Annotated in this window: 20 protein-coding genes; 11 read left to right on the top strand and 9 right to left on the bottom strand. The window is 75.1% G+C overall.

Features of this window, described 5'->3' with window-relative positions; translation table 11 throughout:
- Positions 1-87: 87 nt before the first annotated feature.
- The 3 genes from NLX85_RS03330 to NLX85_RS03320 form a co-directional block, all read right to left on the bottom strand.
- Complete coding sequence (locus NLX85_RS03330; RefSeq protein WP_254331544.1) at positions 88-2,154, bottom strand: 3-hydroxyacyl-CoA dehydrogenase NAD-binding domain-containing protein; 2,067 nt, start codon at positions 2,152-2,154, stop codon at positions 88-90.
- On the bottom strand, positions 2,151-3,347 hold the full coding sequence (locus NLX85_RS03325) for a thiolase family protein (RefSeq protein WP_254331542.1): 1,197 nt from the start codon (positions 3,345-3,347) through the stop codon (positions 2,151-2,153). The genes NLX85_RS03330 and NLX85_RS03325 overlap by 4 nt, the downstream gene beginning before the upstream one ends.
- A gap of 104 nt (positions 3,348-3,451) precedes the next feature.
- Positions 3,452-4,774 carry a ribonuclease D gene (locus tag NLX85_RS03320; RefSeq protein WP_254331540.1) on the bottom strand — a complete coding sequence of 441 codons (1,323 nt, stop codon included), beginning with the start codon at positions 4,772-4,774 and terminating at the stop codon, positions 3,452-3,454.
- Between the two features lie 227 nt (positions 4,775-5,001).
- Between NLX85_RS03320 and NLX85_RS03315 the strand changes: the two genes are divergently transcribed.
- Positions 5,002-6,483 (top strand): S1C family serine protease, encoded by a 1,482-nt coding sequence (locus NLX85_RS03315; protein WP_254331538.1) that lies wholly within the window; start codon positions 5,002-5,004, stop codon positions 6,481-6,483.
- Between the two features lie 124 nt (positions 6,484-6,607).
- The gene (locus NLX85_RS03310) at positions 6,608-7,465 is read left to right on the top strand and encodes a hypothetical protein (RefSeq protein WP_254331536.1); all 858 of its coding nucleotides are present in this window, start codon (positions 6,608-6,610) and stop codon (positions 7,463-7,465) included.
- A 119-nt stretch (positions 7,466-7,584) separates the two neighbouring features.
- On the opposite strand, the gene NLX85_RS03305 is transcribed toward NLX85_RS03310, so the two are convergent.
- A complete protein-coding gene (locus NLX85_RS03305; protein WP_254331535.1) occupies positions 7,585-8,157 on the bottom strand; it encodes a DUF3000 domain-containing protein in 573 nt (190 codons plus the stop codon).
- A 161-nt stretch (positions 8,158-8,318) separates the two neighbouring features.
- Here NLX85_RS03305 and hemE point away from each other — a divergent pair, with 161 nt between their 5' ends.
- The 3 genes from hemE to hemQ are packed head-to-tail and all read left to right on the top strand — an operon-like array spanning position 8,319 to position 11,531.
- Complete coding sequence (gene hemE, locus NLX85_RS03300) at positions 8,319-9,410, top strand: uroporphyrinogen decarboxylase (protein WP_254331534.1); 1,092 nt, start codon at positions 8,319-8,321, stop codon at positions 9,408-9,410.
- Positions 9,411-9,423: 13 nt separating this feature from the next.
- Positions 9,424-10,833 (top strand): protoporphyrinogen oxidase, encoded by a 1,410-nt coding sequence (gene hemG / locus NLX85_RS03295; protein ID WP_254331533.1) that lies wholly within the window; start codon positions 9,424-9,426, stop codon positions 10,831-10,833.
- Positions 10,830-11,531 carry a hydrogen peroxide-dependent heme synthase gene (hemQ, locus tag NLX85_RS03290; RefSeq protein ID WP_254331532.1) on the top strand — a complete coding sequence of 234 codons (702 nt, stop codon included), beginning with the start codon at positions 10,830-10,832 and terminating at the stop codon, positions 11,529-11,531. Before hemG ends, hemQ begins: the two co-directional genes overlap by 4 nt.
- Before the next feature lie 46 nt (positions 11,532-11,577).
- On the opposite strand, the gene NLX85_RS03285 is transcribed toward hemQ, so the two are convergent.
- The 3 genes from NLX85_RS03285 to NLX85_RS03275 form a co-directional block, all read right to left on the bottom strand.
- The gene (locus NLX85_RS03285; RefSeq protein WP_254331531.1) at positions 11,578-12,657 is read right to left on the bottom strand and encodes a lytic polysaccharide monooxygenase; all 1,080 of its coding nucleotides are present in this window, start codon (positions 12,655-12,657) and stop codon (positions 11,578-11,580) included.
- Between the two features lie 128 nt (positions 12,658-12,785).
- Positions 12,786-13,235 (bottom strand): GNAT family N-acetyltransferase, encoded by a 450-nt coding sequence (locus tag NLX85_RS03280; protein WP_254331530.1) that lies wholly within the window; start codon positions 13,233-13,235, stop codon positions 12,786-12,788.
- A 31-nt stretch (positions 13,236-13,266) separates the two neighbouring features.
- Entirely contained in the window at positions 13,267-13,527 is a 261-nt protein-coding gene (locus NLX85_RS03275; protein ID WP_254331529.1) for a Prokaryotic metallothionein, read from the bottom strand.
- A 156-nt stretch (positions 13,528-13,683) separates the two neighbouring features.
- On the opposite strand from NLX85_RS03275, the gene NLX85_RS03270 reads away from it, so the two are divergent.
- The gene (locus tag NLX85_RS03270; protein WP_212837356.1) at positions 13,684-13,959 is read left to right on the top strand and encodes an isoamylase early set domain-containing protein; all 276 of its coding nucleotides are present in this window, start codon (positions 13,684-13,686) and stop codon (positions 13,957-13,959) included.
- Positions 13,960-13,996: 37 nt separating this feature from the next.
- Here NLX85_RS03270 and msrB read toward each other — a convergent pair whose 3' ends face one another.
- Entirely contained in the window at positions 13,997-14,407 is a 411-nt protein-coding gene (gene msrB, locus NLX85_RS03265; RefSeq protein WP_254331528.1) for a peptide-methionine (R)-S-oxide reductase MsrB, read from the bottom strand.
- Positions 14,408-14,454: 47 nt separating this feature from the next.
- Here msrB and ligD point away from each other — a divergent pair, with 47 nt between their 5' ends.
- From ligD to NLX85_RS03240, 5 genes are all read left to right on the top strand, one after another.
- Positions 14,455-15,483: a non-homologous end-joining DNA ligase gene (gene ligD / locus NLX85_RS03260; protein ID WP_254331527.1), complete on the top strand. Its 1,029-nt coding sequence runs from the start codon at positions 14,455-14,457 to the stop codon at positions 15,481-15,483.
- A 110-nt stretch (positions 15,484-15,593) separates the two neighbouring features.
- Positions 15,594-18,767 (top strand): ABC transporter permease, encoded by a 3,174-nt coding sequence (locus NLX85_RS03255; RefSeq protein WP_254331526.1) that lies wholly within the window; start codon positions 15,594-15,596, stop codon positions 18,765-18,767.
- A 43-nt stretch (positions 18,768-18,810) separates the two neighbouring features.
- On the top strand, positions 18,811-21,522 hold the full coding sequence (locus NLX85_RS03250) for an FtsX-like permease family protein (protein ID WP_254331525.1): 2,712 nt from the start codon (positions 18,811-18,813) through the stop codon (positions 21,520-21,522).
- Complete coding sequence (locus NLX85_RS03245) at positions 21,522-22,514, top strand: ABC transporter ATP-binding protein (protein ID WP_254331524.1); 993 nt, start codon at positions 21,522-21,524, stop codon at positions 22,512-22,514. The genes NLX85_RS03250 and NLX85_RS03245 overlap by 1 nt, the downstream gene beginning before the upstream one ends.
- Entirely contained in the window at positions 22,511-23,227 is a 717-nt protein-coding gene (locus tag NLX85_RS03240; protein WP_254331523.1) for an ABC transporter ATP-binding protein, read from the top strand. Before NLX85_RS03245 ends, NLX85_RS03240 begins: the two co-directional genes overlap by 4 nt.
- On the opposite strand, the gene NLX85_RS03235 is transcribed toward NLX85_RS03240, so the two are convergent.
- Complete coding sequence (locus NLX85_RS03235) at positions 23,217-23,750, bottom strand: hypothetical protein (protein ID WP_254331522.1); 534 nt, start codon at positions 23,748-23,750, stop codon at positions 23,217-23,219. The two genes, NLX85_RS03240 and NLX85_RS03235, sit on opposite strands and share 11 nt — an antisense overlap.
- Positions 23,751-23,803 lie beyond the last annotated feature (53 nt).

Here is a 23,803-nt window from a genome sequence, read left to right as displayed (position 1 = left end):
GGCCACCGCGATCAGGGTGGAACGGCGGGGGGTCAGCCTGACGGCGCCAGGTCGCGGCGCGGCGTCAGACGCGCCGAGCTGGAGGCGTCACCGCAGGCTGGCGACCCCGCGGGGCAGGAACCGCTTGCCGGTGACCCGCTCGGAGGTGCCGGTCCGGTCCAGGTACGGCGTGACGCCGCCCAGGTGGAACGGCCAGCCGGCGCCGAGGATCATGCACAGGTCGATGTCCTGCGCCTCGGCGACGACGCCCTCGTCGAGCATCAGCCGGATCTCCTCGGCCAGCGCGTCCAGCGCGTTCTGCCGGACCTGCTCGGCCGTGAGCGGCTGGTCGCCGACCACGAGCAGCTTGGCGACGTCCTCGTTGACCTGTTCGTCGACCACGATCGGCTGGCCCGAGTCGGCGATCCGCTTGAGGTTCTCGCTGACGCCGAACCGCTCCGGGAAGGCGGCGTGCAGGGTGCCGCCCACGTGGTACGCCACGGCCGGGCCGACCAGCTGGAGCAGGGCGAGCGGGCGCATCGGCAGGCCCAGCGGGTCCAGCGCGCTGTTCGCCACGTCCAGCGGGGTGCCCTGGTCGACGGCGGCGAAGACGGTGCCGAGGAAGCGGGTCAGCAGCCGGTTGACCACGAACGCCGGGGCGTCCTTGACCAGCACGCTGGACTTTCTGAGCTGCTTGCCGACCGCGAAGGCGGTCGCCAGGGTGGCGTCGTCGGTCCGCTCACCGCGGACGATCTCCAGCAGCGGCAGCACGGCGACCGGGTTGAAGAAGTGGAAGCCCACCACCCGCTCGGGGTGCTCCAGGTCGGCGGCCATCTCGGTGATCGACAGCGAGCTGGTGTTGGTGGCGAGCACCGCCTCCGGCTTGACGATCTTCTCCAGCTCGGCCCAGACCTGCTTCTTGACACCGAGGTCCTCGAAGACCGCCTCGATGACGAAGTCGGCGTCGGCGAAGACGGACTTGTCGACCGAGCCGCTGACCAGGCCGTACAGCTTGGCCGCGGTGCCCTTGTCCATCCGGCCCTTGCTGACGGCCTTCTCGATCTGGGTGTGCACGTAGCCGACGCCCTTGTCCACCCGGGACTGGTCCAGGTCGGTCATGACGACCGGCACCTGGAGGCGGCGGGCGAAGAGCAGGGCGAGCTGGCTGGCCATCAGGCCGGCGCCCACGATGCCCACCTTGGTGACCGGGCGGGCCAGGCCCTTGTCCGGCGCGCCGGCCGGCCGCTTGGCCCGCCGCTGCACCAGGTCGAAGGCGTACAGGCCGCTGCGCAGCTCCTCGGAGAAGACCAGGTCGGCCAGCGCCTCGTCCTCGGCCGCGGTGCCGGTCGCGAAGTCGGCGTCCTTCGCGGTCTCCAGCAGGTCCAGCGCCTTGTACGCGGCCGGGACCGCCCCGTGCAGCCGCTGGTCGAGGGTCTGCCGGGCGAAGTAGAGCACGCCCGCCCACATGTCCTTGTCGACCTCGGGCCGGGTCACGGTGACCTCGCCCTTGACGACGCCGGCGGCCCACTCCAGGGACCGCTCCAGGAAGTCGGCCGGCTCCAGCAGCACGTCCGCGATGCCCATCTCGGCCGCCTGCTTCGGCTTGAGCATCTTGTTCTTCATGAGCGGGTTCTGCAGGATCACCTGGGTCGCCGCCGGGATGCCGATGAGGTTCGGCAGCAGCTGGGTGCCGCCCCAGCCGGGGACCAGGCCGAGCGAGACCTCGGGCAGCGCCAGGGCCGCCGCGCCCGCCGACAGGGTCCGGTAGTGGCAGTGCAGCGCCAGCTCCAGGCCGCCGCCCATCGCCGCGCCGTTGACGAAGGCGAAGGTCGGGACCTCGCTGTCCTTGAGCCGGGCGAAGACCCGGTGGCCGAGCCGGCCGATCTCCAGCGCCTGCTCGCGGTTCTCCAGCTGCGGGAGGCTGGTGATGTCCGCGCCCACGCAGAAGATGTACGGCTTGCCGGTGACCGCGACGAACGCCGGGTTCGCCGCCAGGGCGGCGGTGATCGCCTCGTCCAGGCTGGTCAGGCCGCCCGGGCCGAAGCTGTTCGGCTTGGTGTGGTCGAAACCATTGTCCAGGGTGATGAGGGCGACGGGACGGTCCAGCCCCGGTACGTTCACCTGGCGCAGCAGCGCCCTGGTGACGACCTCGTTCGGTGCGGCGAGCGCGCTCACTTGTCTCCACCCTCCCAGTGCGGGTTCTCCCAGATCACGGTGCCGCCCATGCCGATGCCGATGCACATGGCGGTGACGCCGTAGCGGACCTCGGGGTGCTCGGCGAACTGCCGGGCGAGCTGGGTCATCAGCCGGACGCCGGAGGAGGCGAGCGGGTGACCGATGGCGATCGCGCCGCCCCACGGGTTGACCCGCGGGTCGTCGTCGGCGATGCCGAAGTGGTCGAGGAAGGCCAGCACCTGCACGGCGAACGCCTCGTTCAGCTCGAACAGGCCGATGTCGTCGATGCTCAGGCCCGCGATGCGCAGCGCCTTCTCGGTCGACGGGATCGGGCCGACACCCATCACCTCGGGCTCGACGCCCACGAAGCCGTACGACACCAGCCGCATGCCGATCGGCAGGCCCAGCTCGCGGGCCGTCTCCTCGGCGACCACAAGCGCCGCGGTGGCGCCGTCGTTCAGGCCGGCCGCGTTGCCCGCGGTGACCTTGCCGTGCGGGCGGAACGGGGTCTTCAGGGTGGCGAGCTTCTCCAGCGAGGTCTCCCGGGGAGCCTCGTCGGTGGTGGCCAGGCCCCAGCCGGCCTCCGGGTCGCGGATCGCCACCGGCACCAGGTCGCCCTGGAGCTTGCCGTTGGCGTACGCCTTGGCGGTCTTCTGCTGCGAGGCGAGCGCGAACGCGTCGGTGCGCTCCTTGGTGATGTGCGGGACCCGGTCGTGCAGGTTCTCCGCGGTCGCGCCCATGACCAGCGCGGACGGGTCGACCAGCTTCTCCGCGATGATCCGCGGGTTGGGGTCGACGCCCTCGCCCATCGGGTGGCGGCCCATGTGCTCGACGCCGCCGGCGATGGCGACGTCGTAGGCGCCCATGGCGATGCCGCTGGCCACCGTGGTGACGGCGGTCATCGCGCCGGCGCACATGCGGTCGATGGCGAAGCCGGGCACCGTCTTGGGCAGGCCGGCCAGCAGCGCGGCGGTGCGGCCGATGGTCAGGCCCTGGTCGCCGATCTGGGTGGTGGCCGCGATGGCGACCTCCTCCACCTTCTCCGGCGGCAGCTGCGGGTTGCGCCGCATCAGCTCGCGGATGCAGCGGATCACCAGGTCGTCGGCGCGGGTGTTGGCGTACATGCCACCCGCCTTGCCGAACGGGGTGCGGACGCCGTCGACGAAGACGACATCACGAACTTCACGGGGCACTGAGAGCCTCCCTAGCCGGCACTGGCGTTTCCCCGGATGCTACTCGTCAGTAACCAACGCCGACACCACCCCCCGTGTGGCCAACCCCACACCGGGAGGCGGGGTCAGGACGCGGGGAGGTGGAGGGCCCGGGTCAGGGCGGGCAGGAGGAGGCCCAGCTGCCACTCTCTCGCGCCGAAGGTGCGCAGGGTCTCCGCGACCGTGTCGTCGGTGATCTCCTCGGGGGGCTGCCAGGCCAGGCGACGGATGTAGTCCGGGGCGATCAGGTTTTCCGCGGGGAGGTGGTGGGCGGCGGCGGTGCCGACGACCACCTCGCGGCAGCGGGCCAGCCGGCCGGCGGCCACCGGGTCCCGCTCCGCCCACCGGTGCGGCGGGGGCGGCCCCTCCACCACCGGGGTCACCGGCAGCGCGTCGTCGGGCAGTTCGCGCGCCTCGTCCAGGGCCGCCAACCAGGTACGCGCCAGCCGGCGCACCGAACGGCCACCGAAACCGGGAAGGGTGAGCAGGGTCTTCTCGTCCTTCGGGTCCAGCTCGGCGGCGGCCACGATGGCCGAGTCCGGCAGCACCCGCCCCGGGGCGGCGTCCCGCCGCGCGGCGATCTGGTCCCGCGCGTACCACAGCGAGCGGACCCGGGCCTGCGCCCGCGCGCCGCGCACCCGGTGGATGCCCGAGGTGCGGCGCCACGGCTCGGCGCGCACCCGGGGCGGGCGGGCGCCGTTGCGCACCAGCGCGGCGAACTCCTCCGCCGCCCACGCCGACTTGCCCTGCTTGTCCAGCTCCTCGTCGAGGGCGTCGCGCAGGTCCACCAGCAGCTCCACGTCCAGCGCCGCGTAGGTCAGCCAGGACTCCGGCAGCGGCCGGCTCGACCAGTCCGCCGCCGAGTGGTGCTTCTCCAGGCTGTAGCCGAGCAACTGCTCGGTCAGCGCGGCCAGGCCCACCCGCTCGAAGCTGGCCAGCCGGGCGGCCAGCTCGGTGTCGAACAGCCGGCGCGGGCGCAGCCCCAGCTCGGCGAGGCAGGCGAGATCCTGGCTGGCGGCGTGCAGCACCCACTCGGCCTCGGCGATCGCCTCGTCGAGAGCCGACAGGTCGGGCAGCGGCAGCGGGTCGATCAGCGCCGTGCCGGAGCCCGCCCGGCGCAGCTGCACGAGGTAGGCGCGCTGGCTGTAGCGGTAACCCGAGGCGCGCTCGGCGTCCAGGGCCACCGGGCCGGTGCCGGCCGAGAAACGCGCCACGACCTCGTCGAGCGCGCTCGGAGCGGCCACCGGCGCGGGCGTGCCCTCGCGCGGGGCGGTCAGCGGGACAGGGCCGCCGGCGGCGGGTTCGGTCCCCGCGTCCGCCGGCTCCGGCGCGGCCGACGACGGATGCGGCGAGGCCTCTTCCGTGCGGCTTTCGGCGGCCCGACGGCGCAGGGGTGGTTCGTCGGTCACCTGACAACCCTAGTGCGCCGGGCGATCCGGTGTGCGCAGCCGGTCGGGCGCGTGTCGGCCGGATGTCCGGGAGATGGCGTGACAGGGTCGGGTTGCGCCGGGATGGCAGGGTCGGACATCGGGGAAGACAAACCCCGTTCACGCAGGTACGGTCCATCGAGCCGCGGACGGCCTCGAAGGCTGTCGGCGGCGTCGGTGGGGCGGTCACGGGGGAGGACAAGGCGATCATGACGGGCTCTTACGGGGCCGGTGACGGCGTGCCGGGGCAGGGCGGCGACGAGACGGCCGACCAGGCGCGGGCCGGGGCCGACCGGCCGGGGCCCCTGCCGCCGCGCATCGTCCCGCCGACCGGCCACGCCGCGGTCCCCGGCCAGCCGGCCGGCTACCCCGCCGCACCGACCCCGAACCTCCCGGGCGCCCCCGCCGCCGGCTTCCCGCCGACCGGACCCGGCGCGGGCTACGGCTCCGCACCCGGCACCGGCTCCGGCGCCGCACCCGGCGGCGCGCCGAGCGCCGACCCGTCGGCTGCCCGGGACACCTGGCCGGGCACGCCGAACAGCGGCCAGTGGGGCGGCCCGGCCGCGCCCGCTCCGCGCACCCCGGGCAGCTGGACACCCGGACAGCCGAGCACCGCACCGGGGCAGCCGACCACCCCCGGGCAGTTCGCCGGCCAGGCCCACGCGGCCCCGCCCGCCTCGACCCTCGCCGCCCCGGCCGCGGGCCCGGGCCAGCCCGGCTCCACCTACCCGACCCAGCCCACCCCCGGCGCGGCCTACCCGGCACCGACCTCCGGCCCCGCCTACCCGGGCCAGCCCACGTCCGGCCCTGCCTACCCGGGCCAGCCCACGTCCGGCCCTGCCTACCCGGGCCAGCCCACCTCCGCCCCGGCCTACCCCGGGCAGCCGGCCGGCGGTCAGCCCGAGCGGGCCGGGCGGGGGCGTCGGCTGCCGGTGGTGGCGCTCGTCCTGGCCGGGGTCCTGGCCCTGGTCGCGGGCGTGCAGGCGTACCAGATCCACCGGCTGGACGACCGGCTCGCCGCCACCGACCGGCGGCTGGCCGAGGCGCAGGGCGCGGACGCCGGCCGGCTCGACGGCCTGGAGGAGCGCGCGGGAGTCCTGGAGAAGCAGGCCGGCGCCGCGTTCAACCCGGAGGCCGTGGCGAGCGCGGTGCTGCCCAGCGTGTTCCGGGTCCGGGCCGGCCAGTTCACCGGCACGGCCTTCGCCATCGGCAAGGCCCCCTCCGGCGGCGGCACCACACTGCTCACCAACTTCCACGTGGTGGAGTCGGTCTTCGCCGCCGGCGAGCGCAAGGTCTTCCTGGAGCGCACCGACCAGCGGTTCGAGGCGACCATCGTCGAGGTCGACAAGGACAAGGACCTCGCCCATCTGCGCACCACCGCGAAGTTCACCGGCCTGGTCGCGGCGCGTACGCCGGTCAAGTCCGGTCAGCAGATCGTGGTGGTCGGCGCGCCGCTCGGCCTCCAGGACAGCGTCACCACCGGGGTGGTGAGCGCGTTCCGTAAGGACGAGGGCGGCTCGGGTCCGGTGATCCAGTTCGACGCGCCGATCAACCCCGGCAACTCCGGCGGGCCGGTGATCAACGGCTCCAAGGAGGTCGTCGGGATCGCCACGGCCAAGGCCCGGGACGCCGAGGGCATCGGCCTGGCCGTGCCGATCAAGACCGCGTGCGACCGGTTCAAGCTCTGCTGACCGGCGCGCGCCGGTGACCTGACCCCGGCTCGCACCGTCGAGGCGTTGGCCCGGCCACGCCGACCGCAGACCCCGGCCCTGACGGGCCACCCCGCGGGGGACCAGCAAACCTGGAGGAACAGACATGTCCCAGCCACCGACCGGAGCGGGCGGCTACCCGCCCCAGCCGCCGGGGGGCACCGTGTACGGCAGCCCGTACGGGGGCCAGCCCGCGTCCCAGCAGTACGGGCCGGCCCAGCCCGAGCCCCCGCAGTACGGGGCGCCCCAGCCCGACCCCACCCTGCCCCAGCCCACCGCGCCGGTCCCCGGGCAGTACGCGCCGGGCGCCGCCCCGGTCCCGCCGCCGGGCGCCCCGGGCTCCGCGCCCGGCTACCCGCAGCCCATGTCGGCCCCGCCGACCTCCGTCCCGCCGGTCTCCGGCGCCGGCCCGGTGCCCGGCTACCCGCAGCCCATGTCGGCCCCGCCCACGTCGGTCCCGCCGGCCTCCGCGCCGGGCTACCCGATGTCGGCCCCGCCGGGCTACCCGATGTCGGCGCCGCCCGGCCCGGTTCCGCCCCACGGCGCGCTGGCGGCGGGCGGCGGCAAGGGGCGGGCCGCCCTCATCCTGGGCATCGTCGCCGGGCTGCTGCTGGTCCTGGGCGGCGTGATGACCGGCCTCTACGTGACCACCAACGGCAAGCTGCACAAGGCCGAGCAGCAGGTCAGCCAGCGGGACGGCACGATCACCGCGAACCGGCAGGAGATCGACAAGCTCAAGGGCGACCTCCAGACGGTCCGCGACAAGCTCGCCGACACCCAGCAGGACCTGACCGGCACCAAGAACGACCGGGACGAGCAGGCCCGGCAGAAGAAGGTCATCGCGAGCTGCCTGGACAAGCTGACCACGGCCATCGCGGCGGCGTCCCGGGGCGACAAGGCGGCCTTCGACGCGGCCAACAAGGGCCTCGACAAGGTTTGCGACGAGGCCGAGAACTACCTCTGATCCGGCTCCGCAACGGGCCGCTCCGGGACACCCCGGGGCGGCCCGCCGCCGTGTCGGCCGGCGACGACCGCCGCGGTGGCGGCGCGACGAGACGGTGCGACGAGACGGTGCGGGACGGGTCAGGCGGCGCCGGCGGGGCGGCGGGTCGGCAGCGCCGTCACGCCGGGTGGGGGCAGGCCGGCCGTCGAGGCCAGCAGCGTGCACCAGCCGAGCAGGTGCGGGGCCAGGTCGGGGCCGAGCGGCGTCCACGAGGCGCGGATCTCGATGTCGCCCGCGGCGGGCGGCCCGGCCAGTTCGCCGAACCGGGTGGAGAGCGTCTGGGTGACCGTGCCGCCGATGGCCCGGTAGCGAGCCTCCTGGGCGTCGAGCGCGTCGGTCAGCCAGGTCCAGCCCACCCCGGGCAGCAGCGGGTCGCTGGCCAGGTCGACCTCCAGCTCCGCGGTCACGTAGGTGACCAGCCGCAGGGTGCCCTGCCACGCCTCGTGCCCGGCCGGGTCGTGCAGCAGGATGAGCCGGCCGGTGGCGACCTCGTCGCCGTCGCGGAGCACCCCGGCGGAGAGCGCGAACGCGTAGGGGGCCAGGCGCTGCGGGGCGCCGACCTCCTCCAGGACGATCTCCGGGCGGCATGTCACCGATCGCAACCCCGCGACCGCGCGGGCGAACGTTTCCGGGGGCGCGATCGGGGGGGCCATGACGGCAGCCTATGCCGCGGCCCGCCCCGAGGCGTGACGGCGCGCCGGGCGGACGGTCACGATCATGGGCGCCGGGGCCGCGCCGGACACCGGAGGGTGGCCGGTCACAAAAGGTGACGGTGGCGGCGGGGGTCGCCCGGGCGCGTGGCACGATTGCCGCGATGACCACCGACACCACGGGCACTGCCGCCCGAGACGGAGAACCCCGCCGCGGCGGGCCGGCCGACTCGCCCTTCGTCCGCGCCTGCCGGCGCGAGCCGGGCCCGCACACCCCGGTCTGGTTCATGCGCCAGGCCGGCCGGTCGCTGCCGGAGTACCGCGAGATCCGGGCCAACGTGCCGATGCTGGAGTCGTGCCGCCGCCCCGAACTGGTCACCGAGATCACCCTCCAGCCGGTCCGCCGGCACGGGGTCGACGCGGCGATCCTGTTCAGCGACATCGTGGTGCCGGTGGCCGCCGCCGGGATCGACCTGGACATCGTGCCCGGCACCGGTCCGGTGGTGGCCGAGCCGGTCCGCACCGCCGCCGACGTCGAGCGGATCAACCCGATCGGCCGGGACGACGTGTCCTACGTGGACGAGGCCGTGCGGCTGCTCGTCGCCGAGCTGGGCGACACCCCGCTGATCGGCTTCGCGGGCGCGCCGTTCACCCTGGCCAGCTACCTGGTCGAGGGCGGCCCGTCGCGCACCCACGCGAAGACCAAGGCGCTCATGTACGGCGACCCGGAGCTGTGGCACGCGCTCTGCGCGCGGCTCGCCGAGGTGACGCTGGCGTTCCTGCAGGTGCAGGTCGACGCCGGGGTCTCCGCGGTGCAGCTCTTCGACTCCTGGGCCGGGGCGCTCTCGGAGGCGGACTACCGCCGCTACGTGCTGCCGCACTCGGCCCACGTGCTCGCCGGCCTGGCCGGCGCCGGCGTCCCCCGGATCCACTTCGGGGTGGGCACCGCGGAACTGCTCGACGCGATGGGCGAGGCCGGCGCCGACGTGGTCGGGGTGGACTGGCGTACGCCGCTGGACGTCGCGACCCGCCGGATCGGCCCGGACAAGGCCGTGCAGGGCAACCTCGACCCGGCCGTGCTGCTGGCCCCCTGGCCGGTGGTGGAGGCCGCGGTGCGCCGGATCCTCGACGAGGGGCGGGCCGCCCCCGGTCACGTGTTCAACCTCGGTCACGGCGTGCTGCCGGAGACCGACCCCGAGGTGTTGACCCGGGTGGTCGCGCTGGTGCACGAGCTGTCCGCGCGGCCGGCCGCGTAAGGGAGGGACGACCATGGCGCGACCGTGGCGGGTGGCGATCGTCGGTGGCGGGATCACCGGGCTGGCCGCCGCCGTCCGGTTGCGCGACCGCGCCCCCACCGGCACCGAGATCACCGTGTACGAGCAGTCCGGCCGCCTCGGCGGCAAGCTGCGCACCGGTGAGCTGGCCGGCGGCCCGGTCGAGTTCGGCGCCGAGTCGTTCCTCATGCGCGACCCGGCCGGCGGGGAGTCGGCCGCGGTGACCCTGATCCGCCGGCTCGGCCTGGCCGGGTCGATCGTGCACCCCACCGTCGGGCAGGCCGCCCTGGTGGTCGACGGCGGGCTGCGCCCGGTCCCCGGCGGCACCCTGGTGGGCGTACCCGGGGATCTGGACCGGGTGGCGGCGGTGGCGCAGCCGGCCGCGGCGGCCGACCGGGACGGCGGCGCGCCGCTGCTCCCGCCGGACGCCGACGTGTCGGTCGGCGCGCTGGTCCGTGACCGGCTCGGCGACGAGGTGGTGGACCGGCTGGTCGACCCGATGCTCGGCGGCGTCTACGCGGGCCGGGCCGACGACCTGTCGCTGGTCACCACCATGCCGGCGCTGGCCCGGGCGGCCCGGGTCCAGCACACCCTGGTCGGTGCGGTCCGCGCCGCGCAGGCCGCCGCGCCCCGCGCCCCCGGCGCACCGGTCTTCGGCACCCTGGCCGGCGGGCTGAGCACGCTGGTCGAGGCGGCGGCGCGGGAGAGCGGGGCGACGATCCGCCGGGACGCCGCCGTCCGCGAGCTGCACCCCACCCCGACCGGCTGGCGCCTCACCGTCGGCCCCACCCGGGAGCCGGAGTTCGTCGAGGCCGACGCCGTGCTGCTCGCCGTGCCGGCGCGCCCGGCCGCCCGGCTGCTCGCCGGCCCGGCCCCGGAGGTCGCGACGGCCGTCGGCGGGCTGGACTACGCCAGCGTCGCGCTGGTCACCATGGCCCTGCCCGAGCCGGAGCTGCCGGAGCTGTCGGGCTTCCTGGTGCCGGCCACCGAGGGGCTGCTGATCAAGGCGTCCACGTTCTTCACCACGAAGTGGGGTCACCTGCGCCGGCCCGACGGGCTCGCCCTGGTCCGCGCCTCGGTCGGCCGGTACGGCGACGAGACCTCGCTCCAGCTCACCGACGACGACCTGGTCGCCACCGTGCACCGGGAGCTGTCGAAGGTGCTCGGCACGCCGCTGCCGGCCCCGGTGGCCCGGCACGTGCAGCGGTGGGGCGGGGCCCTGCCGCAGTACACCCCCGGCCACCTCGGCCGGGTGGCGGCGGCCCGGACGGCGCTGCGCGCCGCCCACCCGACGCTGGCCCTGGCCGGGGCCGGCTACGACGGCGTCGGCATCCCGGTCTGCGTCCGCTCCGGCGAGACGGCGGCCGAAGAGATCATCACTGCACTGGGAGGATCGGCAGCATGACGGAGCAGACCAACGCGGCCCGGCTGCGGGAGCTCAACGAGACCATCCGCTACACCATGTGGTCCGTCTACCGGGCCACCAGCCCCCTCCCGTCGCTGCGCGAGAACGTCGTCGCCGAGGTCGAGTCGCTCTTCGAGGAGCTGGCCGGCAAGGACGTCACCATCCGCGGCACGTACGACGTGGCCGGCCTGCGCGCCGACGCGGACCTGATGATCTGGTGGCACTCGTCCTCCAGCGACGCGCTCCAGGACGCGTACCTGCGGTTCCGGCGCACCACCCTGGGCCGGGCGCTGACCCCGGTCTGGTCGCAGATGGCGCTGCACCGGCCGGCCGAGTTCAACAAGAGCCACATCCCGGCGTTCCTGGCCAACGAGGAGCCTCGCGCCTACCTCTGCGTCTACCCGTTCGTCCGGTCGTACGAGTGGTATCTGCTGCCCGACGCCGAGCGGCGGGAGATGCTGGCCGAGCACGGCAAGATGGCCCGCGGGTACCCGGACGTGCGGGCCAACACGGTGGCCTCGTTCGCCCTCGGCGACTACGAGTGGATGCTCGCCTTCGAGGCCGACGAGCTGCACCGGATCGTCGACCTGATGCGGGACCTGCGGGCTGCCACCGCCCGGCGCCACGTGCGCGAGGAGGTTCCCTTCTACACGGGCCGCCGCCGCTCGATCGCCGACTTCGTCACCTGCCTGGTCTGACCCGTGCCGGCCGGGGCCGCGATCCGCGGCCCCGGCCGGACGGCGGTCAGGCGACCGTCGTGCAGGAGAGGATCCCGGGCGCCGGGTTGCTCCCGCTCCACGAGCCGACGAAACCGAACGTGGTGCTCGCCCCCGCGGCCAGGGTGCCGTTGTAGGCCACGTTGCGCGCGGTGACCAGCGTTCCGTTGGTGCTCACCGTGGCGTTCCACGCCGAGCTGACCTGCTGGCCGTTGGCGTAGTTCCAGCTCACCGACCAGCCGCGTACCGGTGACCCGCCGTTGGTCACCTGCACCTCGGCCTGGAAGCCGCCGCCCCACTGTCCGGTGATCCGGTACGTCGCCGTGCACGCCCCGGCCGGGTTCGGCGTGGTCGGCGGCGGCGTGGTCGGCGGCGTGGTGGTCGGCGGCGGCGTGGTGGGCGGCGTGGTCGAGCCGCCGCCGAAGTCCACGTCGCTGCACAGGTAGTACGACTGGTCCAGGTGGCTGGCCTGCCAGATGGTGTAGACGACGTGCCGGCCCGTGCGGCCCGGCGCGTTCGCCGGCACCTGGATCGACACGCCCTGCGACTCCGGCGTCCACTGGCTGGCCGGGGTGTTGCCGATCTGGCCGACCAGCTCCAGGTCGCTCCACCGCAGGGGCGTGGTCAGCGCGTTGTAGCCCTGCTTGGACACGTACACCCGGATGTAGTCGGCGCCGTGGCTGGCCTGGTCGTACAGCTTGATCCGGAAGTTGCTGGTCACCGGCGAGGTCTTCCAGGCGCCGACCGCGTCGAGGGCGTTGTAGCGCCCGCTGGCGGTGTGCCCGGCGCTGCACAGCTGGCCGTCCGGGATGGCCGCCTGGTGGTTGCCGGCGACGCCCTCACGGAACAGGCCGTTCCAGTTCCACATGGCGTTCGGGTCGGCCTGCCAGGCCTGCCAGCACATCGGGTCCTGGGTGGCCATCGCGGGGTTCTGGAAGTCGCTGCCCCAGCGCTGCCAGCAGCCGTAGTTGCGCGACGCTGGGTCGACCACCGACCCGTGCGCCGAGGCCGGGCCGGACAGCGCGGTGGTGAGCAGCGCCGCGACGACCGCGCAGACGCTCAGGATCGCCGCCACGAGCGGGGCGCGGCGGCGGTGCGGAGTGGACATGTGAGCCTCCGGGGTGGGGATGTCGGTGTACGACGCCCGGACGGTGCGGGAGTTGCCCCCTCCCGCGGCTCGTGTGACGGCTCCGCCTGGCACGCTGCCACAGGAAAGCGGTATCCGTCAATGTCTGCTCAGGCGGCGGGGCGGCCCTCCCGCCGCATCGGGGTGTGCGGGATCCCGTCCTCGACGTAGCCGGGGCCGCTGACCGCGAAGCCGTGGCCGGCGTAGAAGCCGACCAGGTGGGTCTGCGCCTCCAGCACGCACGGCCGGCCGCCCACCACCGCGAGGGCCTCCCTCATCAGCGCGCCGGCCAGGCCCGCGCCGCGGGCCGCCGGCGCCACCACGACCCGGCCGATCCGCGCCGTGCCGTCCGGGTCGGCCAGGATCCGCAGGTACGCCAGCACCACGTCGTCCCGGGTCAGCCAGAGGTGCCGGGTGCCGGGTTCGACGTCCCGGCCGTCCAGCTCCGGGTACGGGCAGGACTGCTCGACGACGAACACGTCGATGCGCAGCCGGAGCAGGTCGTGGAAGGTGCGCGCGTCCAGCTCGGCGAAGCTGGCCCGGTGGGACTCGACAGGCATCCCGCGATGGTAGGCCCGTCCCTCCGGACCCTCAGGCGGGGCGGGCGCCGACCGCGTCGCGGACCTCGGCGCCCTGGGAGCCCTCGACCGCGCGGGCGCAGTGGGCGCAGCAGAAGAACCGGCCGGAGACCTCGACCCCGTGCCCGACGATCTTCGTCTGGCAGTGCTCGCAGATCGGCGCCATCTTCTGGATGGCGCACTCGAAGGAGTCGAAGATGTGCGTGGCCCCGTTGACCGTGCGCACCTCGAACGCCATCCAGTAGTCGTTGCCGCAGACCTCACAGGTAGCCATACGAAACCCCCCGAAAACGGACCCGTCATCCCAGGGTCGACCAGCGGACACACCCCGGCAACCGAAACCGGCGAACCTGATCCGGCTCGACGGCGAGTCGCCCCCGGCGTGTCGCGCGTTAGACCCGGTGACCGCCTCGAACCTCGGAGGAACCCCTTGATCAAGCGCAACAGGCTCTTCGGCAACCAGACCCGGGTCACCTTCTGCCTGCCCCGGGACACCCCGCCCGGCACCGTCAGCGTGGTCGGCTGCTTCAACGACTGGCAGCCCGGCCGGCACGAGCTGGTGGCCCGCCGCGACGGCACCCGGACGGTGACCGTGCGGCTCGGCCCGGGGGAGTACCGCTTCCGCTACCTCGCCACCGGCGGTGTCTGGCTGGACGACGAGGCCGCCGACGCGGTCGACGAGCAGGGCAGCCGCCTGCTCCTCTGACCGGCCGGCGGCGTCGCGCCGTCAACCCCGGGCGCCGTCAGCCCTGCTGCGGCTCCAGCCGGACCGAGATCGAGTTCACGCAGTGCCGGGTGTCCTTCGGGGTGAAACCCTCGCCCTCGAAGACGTGCCCCAGGTGGCTGTCGCAGCGGGCGCACCGGATCTCGACCCGCCGCATCCCGAGCGTGTTGTCGGGGATCTCCTTGACCGCGCCCGGGATGGCGTCGTCGAAGCTCGGCCACCCGCAGTGCGAGTCGAACTTGTCCTCGCTGCGGAACAGTTCGAGCCCGCAGGCCCGGCAGTGGTAGACGCCGGGGGTCTTGGTGTCGACGTACTCGCCGGTCCAGGGGCGTTCGGTGCCGGCCTCGCGGAGCACCCGGAACTCCTCCGGGCTCAGCCGGACCCGCCACTCGTCCTCGGTGCGGGGCAGTTCATTGTCGGAAAGACTCACCGGTCAACGGTACGTCGGCCGTCAGTGGCATCGCATAGGGTCGCCCAATGGCTGGCAGCAAGGCCGCAGTCGAGGAGATCGAGGTCGCCGGGCATACCGTCCGGCTGAGCAGCCCCGACCGGGTGATCTTCCCGCAGCGCGGTTTCACCAAGGCGGACGTCTTCCACTACTACCTGTCGGTGGGCGAGGGGATCATGCGGGCCCTGCGCGACCGGCCCACCACCCTGCAGCGCTTCCCCGAGGGCATCGAGGGGGAGGCGTTCTTCCAGAAGCGGGTGCCGGCCCGGGGCGTGCCCCCGTGGGTGGCGACCGCGGAGATCAGCTTCCCCAGCGGCCGGAAGGCCGCCGAGCTGTGCCCCGCCGACCTGGCGCACGTGGCCTGGGCCGCGCAGATGGGCACGGTGGTCTTCCACCCGTGGCCGGTGCGCGCCACCGACGTCGACCGCCCCGACGAGCTGCGCATCGACCTCGACCCGCAGCCCGGCACCGACTTCAGCCACGCGGTCACCGCCGCCGGTGAGCTGCGCGGGCTCCTGGACGAGCTGGGCGTGGCCGGCTGGCCCAAGACCTCCGGCGGCCGGGGCGTGCACGTCTACCTGCGCATCCAGCCGCGCTGGACCTTCGTCGAGGTGCGCCGGGCCACCATCGCGCTGGCCCGGGAGCTGGAACGGCGGCGCCCCGAGCTGGTCACCACCGCCTGGTGGAAGGAGGAGCGGGGCACCCGGGTCTTCGTGGACTTCAACCAGATGGCCCGCGACCGCACCATCGCCTGCGCGTACTCGCTGCGGGCCAACGGGCGGGCCACCGTGTCCACCCCGGTCGACTGGGACGAGCTGACCGAGGTCGACCCGGACGACTTCCACCTGGGCAGCGTGCCGGCCCGGTTCGCCGAGCGGGGCGACCCGCACGCCGGCATCGACGACGCCCCGTGGGACATCACCCCGCTGCTGGAGTGGGCCGAGCGGGACGCCGCCGCCGGTCAGGGCGACATGCCCTACCCGCCGGAATACCCGAAGATGCCCGGCGAGCCGAAGCGGGTGCAGCCCTCCAAGGACCGCGACCGGCCCCGCGCCTGACGAGCCGGCGCCACCCGGCCGGATAACGATCATGTAACGCGCGCGAACCTTTTCCGGTCCCTGGCGGGTCTTCCTGGTCGTCGGCCCGCCGGGGCCAGGGGAGGGGCCGGATGAGACTGGTATGGAGGCGGGCCAGGAACGCGCGTGGGCTGCTGCTCGCCGCGACCGCCGCGGCGCTGGTCGCGATCGCTCTGGTCGCCGGTCTCACCGAGTACAACCGGCGGGCCGTGGAATCCGGCCAGCGGGCGCTGCTCGCCGGAGCCCCGCTGGAGGAGCGCAGCCTGCTGGTGACCGGCTCCACCGGCAAGGACGCCGCCGAGCTGGCGGCGCGCGACCGGAAGATCCGGGACGGCTTCACCCGCGGCCTCGGCGGCGCCCCGGTCGCCGTGTACGGCGCCCGCTACGGCTCCGGCCGGGAGCTCACCGGGGACCTGGGCCCACGGCCGCGGGACGGCGATCCCGTCTTCGCCAACCTGGCGGCCCTCGACGACCTTCCGGCCCACGCCGAGCTGACCGCCGGGGCGTGGCCGGCGGCGGGCTCCAGCCCGCGCCAGGTGACGCTGCCGGAGAAGGTCGCCGGTGCGCTCGGCATGGCCGTGGGCGACCGGGTGCCGATGCTCGACCGGAGCACCGACCGGCCCGGTGAGGTGGTGCTGGTCGGCACCTGGCGGCCCCGTGACCCGGCAGGGGCGTACTGGCGGCTGGCGCCGGGGATCGGCACCGGCAGCGCGGCGGCCTCCGACACCTCGTACGGGCCGTTCGTGCTGGATCCCGCGGACTTCGCGGCGATGTTTCCGGGCTCCGTCTCCGCGTGGTGGGTGGTCCAGCCGGACCTGGCCGCGGTGGCCGGACAGGGCCGGCTGCTCGACGTCCGCGACGCGCTCCCCGCCGCGGTCGCCGGGGTGCCGGACGAGGCCGGACTCGGCGACTCGGCCCAGGTCGTCACCTCGATGGACCGGTTGCTCGGGCGGGTGGCCGGGGCTGATCTGGTCGGCCGGTCCTCGCTGGCCACCCCGGTCCTGCTGATCCTGGTCCTCGGCGGCTACGCCCTGGTGCTGGTGGCCGCGCTGCTGCACGAGGACCGACGGAACCAGACCGCCCTGCTGCGCGCCCGGGGCGCCGCCCGACGGCAGCTGGCCGGCCTCGCCACCCGGGAGGCGACCCTGGTCGTGCTGCCGGCGGCCCTGCTCGGCCCGCTGGCCGCCGGCGCGGCGCTGAGCCAGGCCGGTGGCTCGGCCGACGAGGGCGGCCTGACGCCGCTCTGGCTGGCGGCGTCCGTGACCGCCGCCGGATGCCTGGTCGCGATGGTCGCCCCGACGCTGCGCGGCGCCGGCACCTACGTGGCGGACATGGCGGCCCGGTCGCGGCCCACCCGGGCCGCCAGCGTGCAGCGCGCCAGCGTCGACCTGCTGCTGGTCGGCTTCGCGGTGCTCGCCTGGACCCAGCTGCGGCAGTACTCCTCCCCGGTGTCGGGCGCGGCCGGCCGGCTCGGCGTGGACCCGTTGCTGGTCGCCGCGCCGACGCTCGGAGTGCTGGCCGGCGCGGTCGTGGCGCTGCGGCTGCTGCCCCCCGCGACGCGGTTCGCCGAACGGTTCGTCGACCGCCGGCCATGGACGGCCACCATCCTCGGCATGTGGCAGGCGGGTCGCCGTCCGCACGCCGGCCCGGTGCTGCTGCTCGCCCTCGCGGTCGGCGGAAGCACGCTGGCCTGGTCGCTGGTGGCCACCGGCGAACGGTCCCAGGTCGACCAGGCCGACCACGCGGTCGGCGCGGACCTGCGGCTCACCGAGGGCAACGGGGTCGCCCCGACCGGTCGGGTGGGGGAGATCGCCGCCCTGCCCGGCGTCCGGGCGGCCCTGCCCGGCTGGCGGGACGAGATCCGGGTGGGTCGCGCGGATCTGCCCGCCACCGTGGTGAGTCTGGACGCCGCGGGGGCCGCCGGGGTCGTCCGATTCAACGAGCGGCTGACCGACGAGCCCGTGCCGGCGCTGTTCGACCGGCTCGCCCGGTCGCGGAGCGCCCCGGCCGGGGTCGAACTTCCCGCCGGCACCCGGTCGGTCAACGGCACCGTCCGCACCTCCGTGCGCGACGCCGTGAACCCGCAACGGATCGACGTGTGGCTGCTGCTGACCCGTGCGGACGGGCTCGCCCTGCGGCTGCCGGTGGCCACCGGCGACGACACCGGCCGGCCGACGCCCTTCCGCGTGGCGCTGCCCGACGCCGGCGTGCTGCGGCTCGCCGGCTTCGAGATCGACGGCGGTGACGTGGCCGGCACGGCGTACCGGTTCGAGGTGACCGACCTGCGCCTGGTCGACGCCGGCGGGACGGCCCGGCCGGCAGCACTGGGCGAGGACTGGAAGGCGACCAACGGCACGCCCGACGGGAACCTGAGCGTCACGCCCACGCCCACCGGGCTGGTCGCCGAGAACTCCGTGTTGATGCGGGCGGGCGGCCGGTTCGCGTACCAGGACTCCTCGCGGTTCGTGGTGGTGCCGACCGGCGACGACCGACCCGTCCCCGTGCTGATGACCCCCCGGGTACGCGAGGCGCTGAGCCTGGCTCCGGGGGAGACCGTCACCCTGTCGCTCTCCGGCGTCTCGCTGCCGGTCACGGTGGTCGGTGAGGTGGACGCGGTGCCCTCCACCACCGGGGAGGGCGTGCTGCTGGACATGCCCGCCGCGACCGACTGGCTGATCCGTGACCGCGGCACCGTCCGTCCGGTGCAGGAGTGGTGGCTGAGCGCCGACGGCGACGGGCGGCCGGCCGCCGACCAGGCAGCCCGGGAACTGGCCGGTGTCACCGTGCTGGACCGCCGGGAACTGGCCGAGCGGGCGGCGGCCGACCCCTACTGGCGGGGAGCCCGCACCGGACTGCTCGTCGCCGCGCTGGGCGCGGTGCTGCTGGCGCTCGTCGGACTGCTCGTCGACGTGTGGGCCACGGCCCGGCACCGGCTGGGCGAGTTCGCCGTCCTGCACACCCTCGGGGCGACTCCCCGCCTGCTGGCCCGGGCCCTGCTCGCCGAGCAGACCTTCCTGGCCGGGATCGGTGTCGGGGTGGGGCTGCTGCTGGGCGCGGTGGTCGGCGTGACGATGGCGCCGCTGGTCATCCTCACCCCGTCGGCCAGCAGACCGGTGCCCGAGGCGGCCTTCGTCCTGCCCTGGCTGCCGGTCGGGGCGACCGCGTTCGGCCTCTTGCTGGCGGCACTGGCCTTCAGCGCGTTCATCGCCCTCGGCATCCGCCAGCGGGTGGCGGCGGCACAGCTGCGGATCGGGGGAGACCAGTGACCGGGTGGAGCACGGCGGCGACCGGCGACGGGGAGGCGGCGCGATGAGCATCGGCGCGGTTGCCCGCCGGGTTCGGGCGTACGGCGGACAGTTCCTGCTGCTCGCCGCGCTGGCGATGGTCGTACTGGCACTGATCGGCGGCGTACCCCGGCTGGTGAACGGGCGCGCCGAGGCGGGCCTGCGGACCTTCCTGGCCGGCCAGCCGGCCGCGGCGCGGGACGTGACGTACGGGACCGAGTCGCTCTTCAACGCCGGCAACGGCACCTCGTTGATGGAGGCGTTCGCGGCCGACCTGCCCCGGCTGGAGGCCGAGATGCCACCGGACGTGCGGGCGCTCGTCGACCAGCGGTGGTTCGCCGCGGAGACCGACGTCGGCCGGCTGACCGGCCCGGACCTGGCGGCGGAGAACCTCCTGGTCGACCTCGGGCTGCGCAGCCTGCCCGGCATCGCTGACGCCGGCAGCCTGACCGAGGGACGCTGGCCGGACCCGGCAGCGCGGCCCGACCAGCCGGTGCAGGTCGCGCTGGCCGGCGAGGTGGCGCGCAAGCTGAACCTGCGGGTCGGCAGCCGGCTCACCCTCGCCGGACCCGCGTCGGCGTCGCCCGAGGGTGCCCCGGATCCCGTCCGGATCGTCGTGGTGGGCGTGTTCGAGCCGCGTGACCGCGCGGACGGCATCTGGCAGGGACTGCCGCAGGTCCTGCACGTGGTCGAACCGCCCGGGGACGCCCAGCCGTTCGTCGCCCTCGGGGTCGCCGACGGCGCCGCGCTGGACCGGCTCTCCGCCGACGGGTGGGGCCTGCGGTTCAGCTGGCGGTACCGGATGGGCGCCAGCGGAATCCACGCCGTGGACGTGGACCAGATCATCGGCGACCTGCAGCGGATGAGCCGGCAGGCGCAGGGCCGGGGCTTCCACCAGGGGCTCGACATCCCGCTGCGCGAGTTCCAGGGCCAGGTGGCCGCCGTCCGCACCGTCCTCGCGGTGATCGCCGCCGGCGTGCTGGCTGCCCTGGCCGGCCTGGTGATTCTGGCGGCCGGGCTGACCGTGCGCCGTCGACGGACCGAGTTCACCCTGCTGCGCGCCCGGGGCGGCACAGCCGGCTCGGTGGCGGCCCGCAGCCTGGCCGAGTCGTTGCTCGTGCTGCTGCCCACCGCAGCCGCCGGCTGGGCGCTGGGCAACCTGGCCCCCGGCCCGGCGGCCGACTCCCTGCCCGCCGCCGTGGTGGCCACGGCACTGATCGTCCTGGCGCTGCCGGTGGCCGCGCTCGCCGCGCCGACCGGCGTCGCCGGGCGGCGCGACCTGGTGCGGCTCCGCCCGTCGACCCGGCGAATCACCGTGGAGGCCGGCGTGCTGCTGCTCGCCGTGGTCGCGGTGCTGCTGCTGCGCCGCCGTGGCCTGGTCCCCGGCGTGGTGGACCCGCTGCTGGTCTCGGTCCCGGTGCTGCTCGCGACCGCCGCGGCGGTGCTGGCGGTCCGGCTCTACCCGTGGCCGCTGTGGCTGCTCGGCCGACTCGCCGCCCGCACCCGGGGCAGTGTCGCCTTCCTCGGCTCGGCCCGGGCCGCCCGCGCCGTGGTCACCACGCCGCTCGTGGTCGTGGTCCTGGCGGTCGCCACGGCGGCGTTCTGCGCCGTGGTCACCGCCGGCGTGGCGGTGAGCCGGGACGAGGTGGCCGGCCGGCGGGTGCCGGCCGACGCGCTGATCCAGGGCCAGCAGTTCACGCGGGAGACCGAGGCCGAACTGGCCCGCCTGCCCGGCGTACGGCGGACCACCCCCGTGCTGCAGGAGTCGGGCCAGCGGCTGGCCACGGACGAGCGCGGCACCGACCTGCGTACCGGCGACGTCACCGTGCTGCTGGTGGACGGTCCCGCCCTCGCGGGGCTGGTCCGGGACAGCGGCGTCCGCGTGACGGTGCCCGAGGCGCTGGTGGGCCCGGCCGCCGCCGGACCGCTGCCGGCCGTGGTCTCCCCGGCCGTCGCCGCGGACCTGGCCGCCGCCGGTCGCGAGCGTTCGGCCTTCGTCAGCGTGCAGAGCCAGCGGTACGAGTTCCGGGTGGCCGGCCAGGCGGAGACCTTCCCGCTGCTCCGGGCCGACAACACCCGGTTCGTCGTGCTGCCGTGGCAGGGGCTGCCCCGCCGGTCGACCGTCGCCGTGCCGACCGGATTCCTGGTGGCGGGCGACCACCTCGACGTGGCGGAGCTGCGCCGGGTCGGCAACGAGGGCCAGCGCCGCTTCCAGCAGGACGGCGCGTTCGCCGGGCGCACGCCGCCGCGCGAGGTCGAGGTGCTCACCTGGGCCGACGTCCGGCGGCAGGTGGGCGAGGGCAGCATGAACGGCGTGCTCGGCTTCGGCTTCGTCGCCGGTGCCGTCGCGGGGACGGTGCTGGGCCTGCTGGCCATCGGGTTCGTCGTGCTGGCCGGGGCCCGCGCCCGTGGCCAGGTGCTGTCCCGGCTGCGGACCCTCGGCCTGTCCCGCGGGCAGTGGCGCGGCCTCCTGCTGGTGGAGCTGGGTCCACTGGTCGCCGTGGCGGTGGTCACCGGCGCGGTGGTCGGCGCGCTGCTGCCGCTCCTGCTGACCCCCGTGCTCGGCCTGTCCGCCTTCACCGGCGGTGCTCCCGTCCGCGTGGCGTTCGAGCCGCGCCTGGTCGCCGGGGTCGTCCTGCTCGGGGCGGTCGCCCTCGGCTTCGCGATCGCCGTCGAGGCCCTGAACAACCGCCGGATGCGCCTCGGTGAGGTGCTCCGGCTCGGAGAGGAGAGCTGATGACCGCTACCGCGGGCACCACCGTCGTGCCGGATCTGGCCGCGCTCCAGCGGCAGGCCGCCCAGCGTGCGGCCGAGCGGGCCGGCGGCCAGGACCGGTTGCGCGGGCACATCGTCTGCGACGGCCTGGTGCGCATTTTCAAGACCGAGGGGGTGGAGGTGTTCGCCCTCCAGGGCCTCGACCTGGTCATCGACCGGGGAGACCTGGTCGCGATCGTCGGCGCCTCCGGCTCCGGCAAGTCCACCCTGCTGAACATCCTCTCCGGGCTGGACACCCCGACCGCCGGCGTCGCCCGGGTCGCCGACTACGACCTGCTCGCCCTGTCGAACCGGCGCCGCCTCGCCTACCGCCGCCAGGTGGTCGGCTTCGTCTGGCAGCAGACCGGTCGGAACCTGCTGCCGTACCTGACCGCGCTGGAGAACGTCGAGCTGCCCATGAAGCTGGCCGGTGGCCGCTCCGGGCGGGCCCGGCGGGAACGCGCCCGTGAGCTGCTCGACCTGGTCGGGGTGGGCTACTGCGCGGACCGCCGCCCGGGCCAGATGAGCGGCGGCGAGCAGCAGCGCTGCGCGGTGGCCGTGTCGGTGGCGAACGACCCGGAGGTGCTCTTCGCCGACGAGCCGACCGGCGAGCTGGACGAGGCCACCGGCGCCGAGGTCTTCGCCGCGCTGCGCACCATCAACGCCGAGCTGGGCGTCACCATCGTGGTGGTCACCCACGACCACGCCGTGGCCGGTCAGGTCCGCCGGACCGTCTCGATCCGCGACGGCCGGACCGCCTCCGAGGTCCACCGCACCGCCCGGGTCGCCGCCGACGGCAGCACCGAGCTGGTCAGCGAGGAGTACGCGGTGCTCGACCGGTCCGGCCGGATGCAGCTGCCGGCGTCCTTCGTGGACGCCCTGTCCATGCGCGACCGGGTCCGGCTCAACCTGGAACCCGACCACGTCGAGGTGCGGCCGGGCGACCGGGCGCACGCCGAGGAGACTGAGCGATGACCGAGCAGCTGACCGTGCCGCCGAACCGTGTCGCCGTGGACGAGGTGGTGCGGGTCGAGGGGGTGAGCCGCACCTTCGGCAAGGGCGAGCACGCCGTCCACGCCGTGCGGGACGTGTCCTTCGCGGCCGGCCGGGGTGAGCTGGTCGCGGTCCGGGGCCGCTCCGGTGCCGGCAAGACCACCCTGCTGAACCTGGTCGGCGGATTGGACCGGCCGGACAGCGGACGGGTGCGGGTGGCCGGGCACGAGGTGACGACCGCCAGCGAACGGGAGTTGCTGGCGCTGCGCCGGGGCACCGTCGGGTTCATCTTCCAGACCTTCGGCCTGGTCCCGATCCTGTCGGCGGCCGAGAACGTCGGGGTGCCGCTGCGGCTGGCCAAGGTGCCGGCCGCCGAGCGGGAGCAGCGGGTGGCCGTGCTGCTGGAGCTGGTCGGCCTGGGCGGGCACGCGTTGCAGCGCCCGTACGAGCTGTCCGGCGGCCAGCAGCAGCGGGTGGCGGTGGCCCGGGCGCTGGCCAACGAGCCGGACCTGCTCATCGCCGACGAGCCGACCGGTCAGCTCGACTCGGAGACCGGCCGCTCCATCATGGACCTGCTCCGGGCCGTGGTGCACGCCCGCGGCATGACCGCCCTGGTCGCCACGCACGACCCGGCACTGATCGAGATGGCCGACCGCACCCTGACCCTCCGCGACGGCAGACTGGTCACCGACTGACCTCCCTGCCACGGTGGCGGTGGTGGTAGGACCAGGCGAGCAGGAGGAGGAGAGGGCCCCACAGCAGGAGGGGGGTGTAGCAGGCCAGCAGGAGGGCGAAGCCGGGTGGGCTCAAGGCCAGGTCGTTGCCGTCCACGACCACGCCCCAGGCGGCGTACCCCCAGATCAGGGTGAGTGCGACGGCGCCCGTCGTGGCGGTGGCGACCGCGAACCGGGGTGGCACCGGCCGGCCGCCGACCAGTGGCAGCCAGCCCGCGAACACCTCGCCCCACGGGCGGACCAGGCCGAACGCGAGCAGCGCCAGCCCCTCCGAGACCAGGCTCAGCGAGACGATGTAGACGCTCTCGCCGAAGCCGGGATCGACCGGGGCGCCGTACGCCGACGCGCCGATCGGCAGGCCGGCGACCAGGGCGATCCGCCACAGCCCGGACGGCAGGACGACGAGCGGGATCAGGTGGGCGACGCGGACCGCCCAGGCTGGCGTGGGACGGGCGGCGCGGCGGTGGACGGTGTCGGTGGTCATCGGGCCTCCCCGGTGCTGGAAACTGCCTCCAGCCTGCCGAGCGGCCCGGCCCG

Source organism: Micromonospora sp. A3M-1-15, from assembly GCF_024213425.1.
GTDB classification, from domain to species: Bacteria; Actinomycetota; Actinomycetes; order Mycobacteriales; family Micromonosporaceae; genus Micromonospora; species Micromonospora chersina.
Note: the sequence above shows the minus strand (reverse complement) of the source record. Positions and strands in the feature narration are given on the sequence as shown.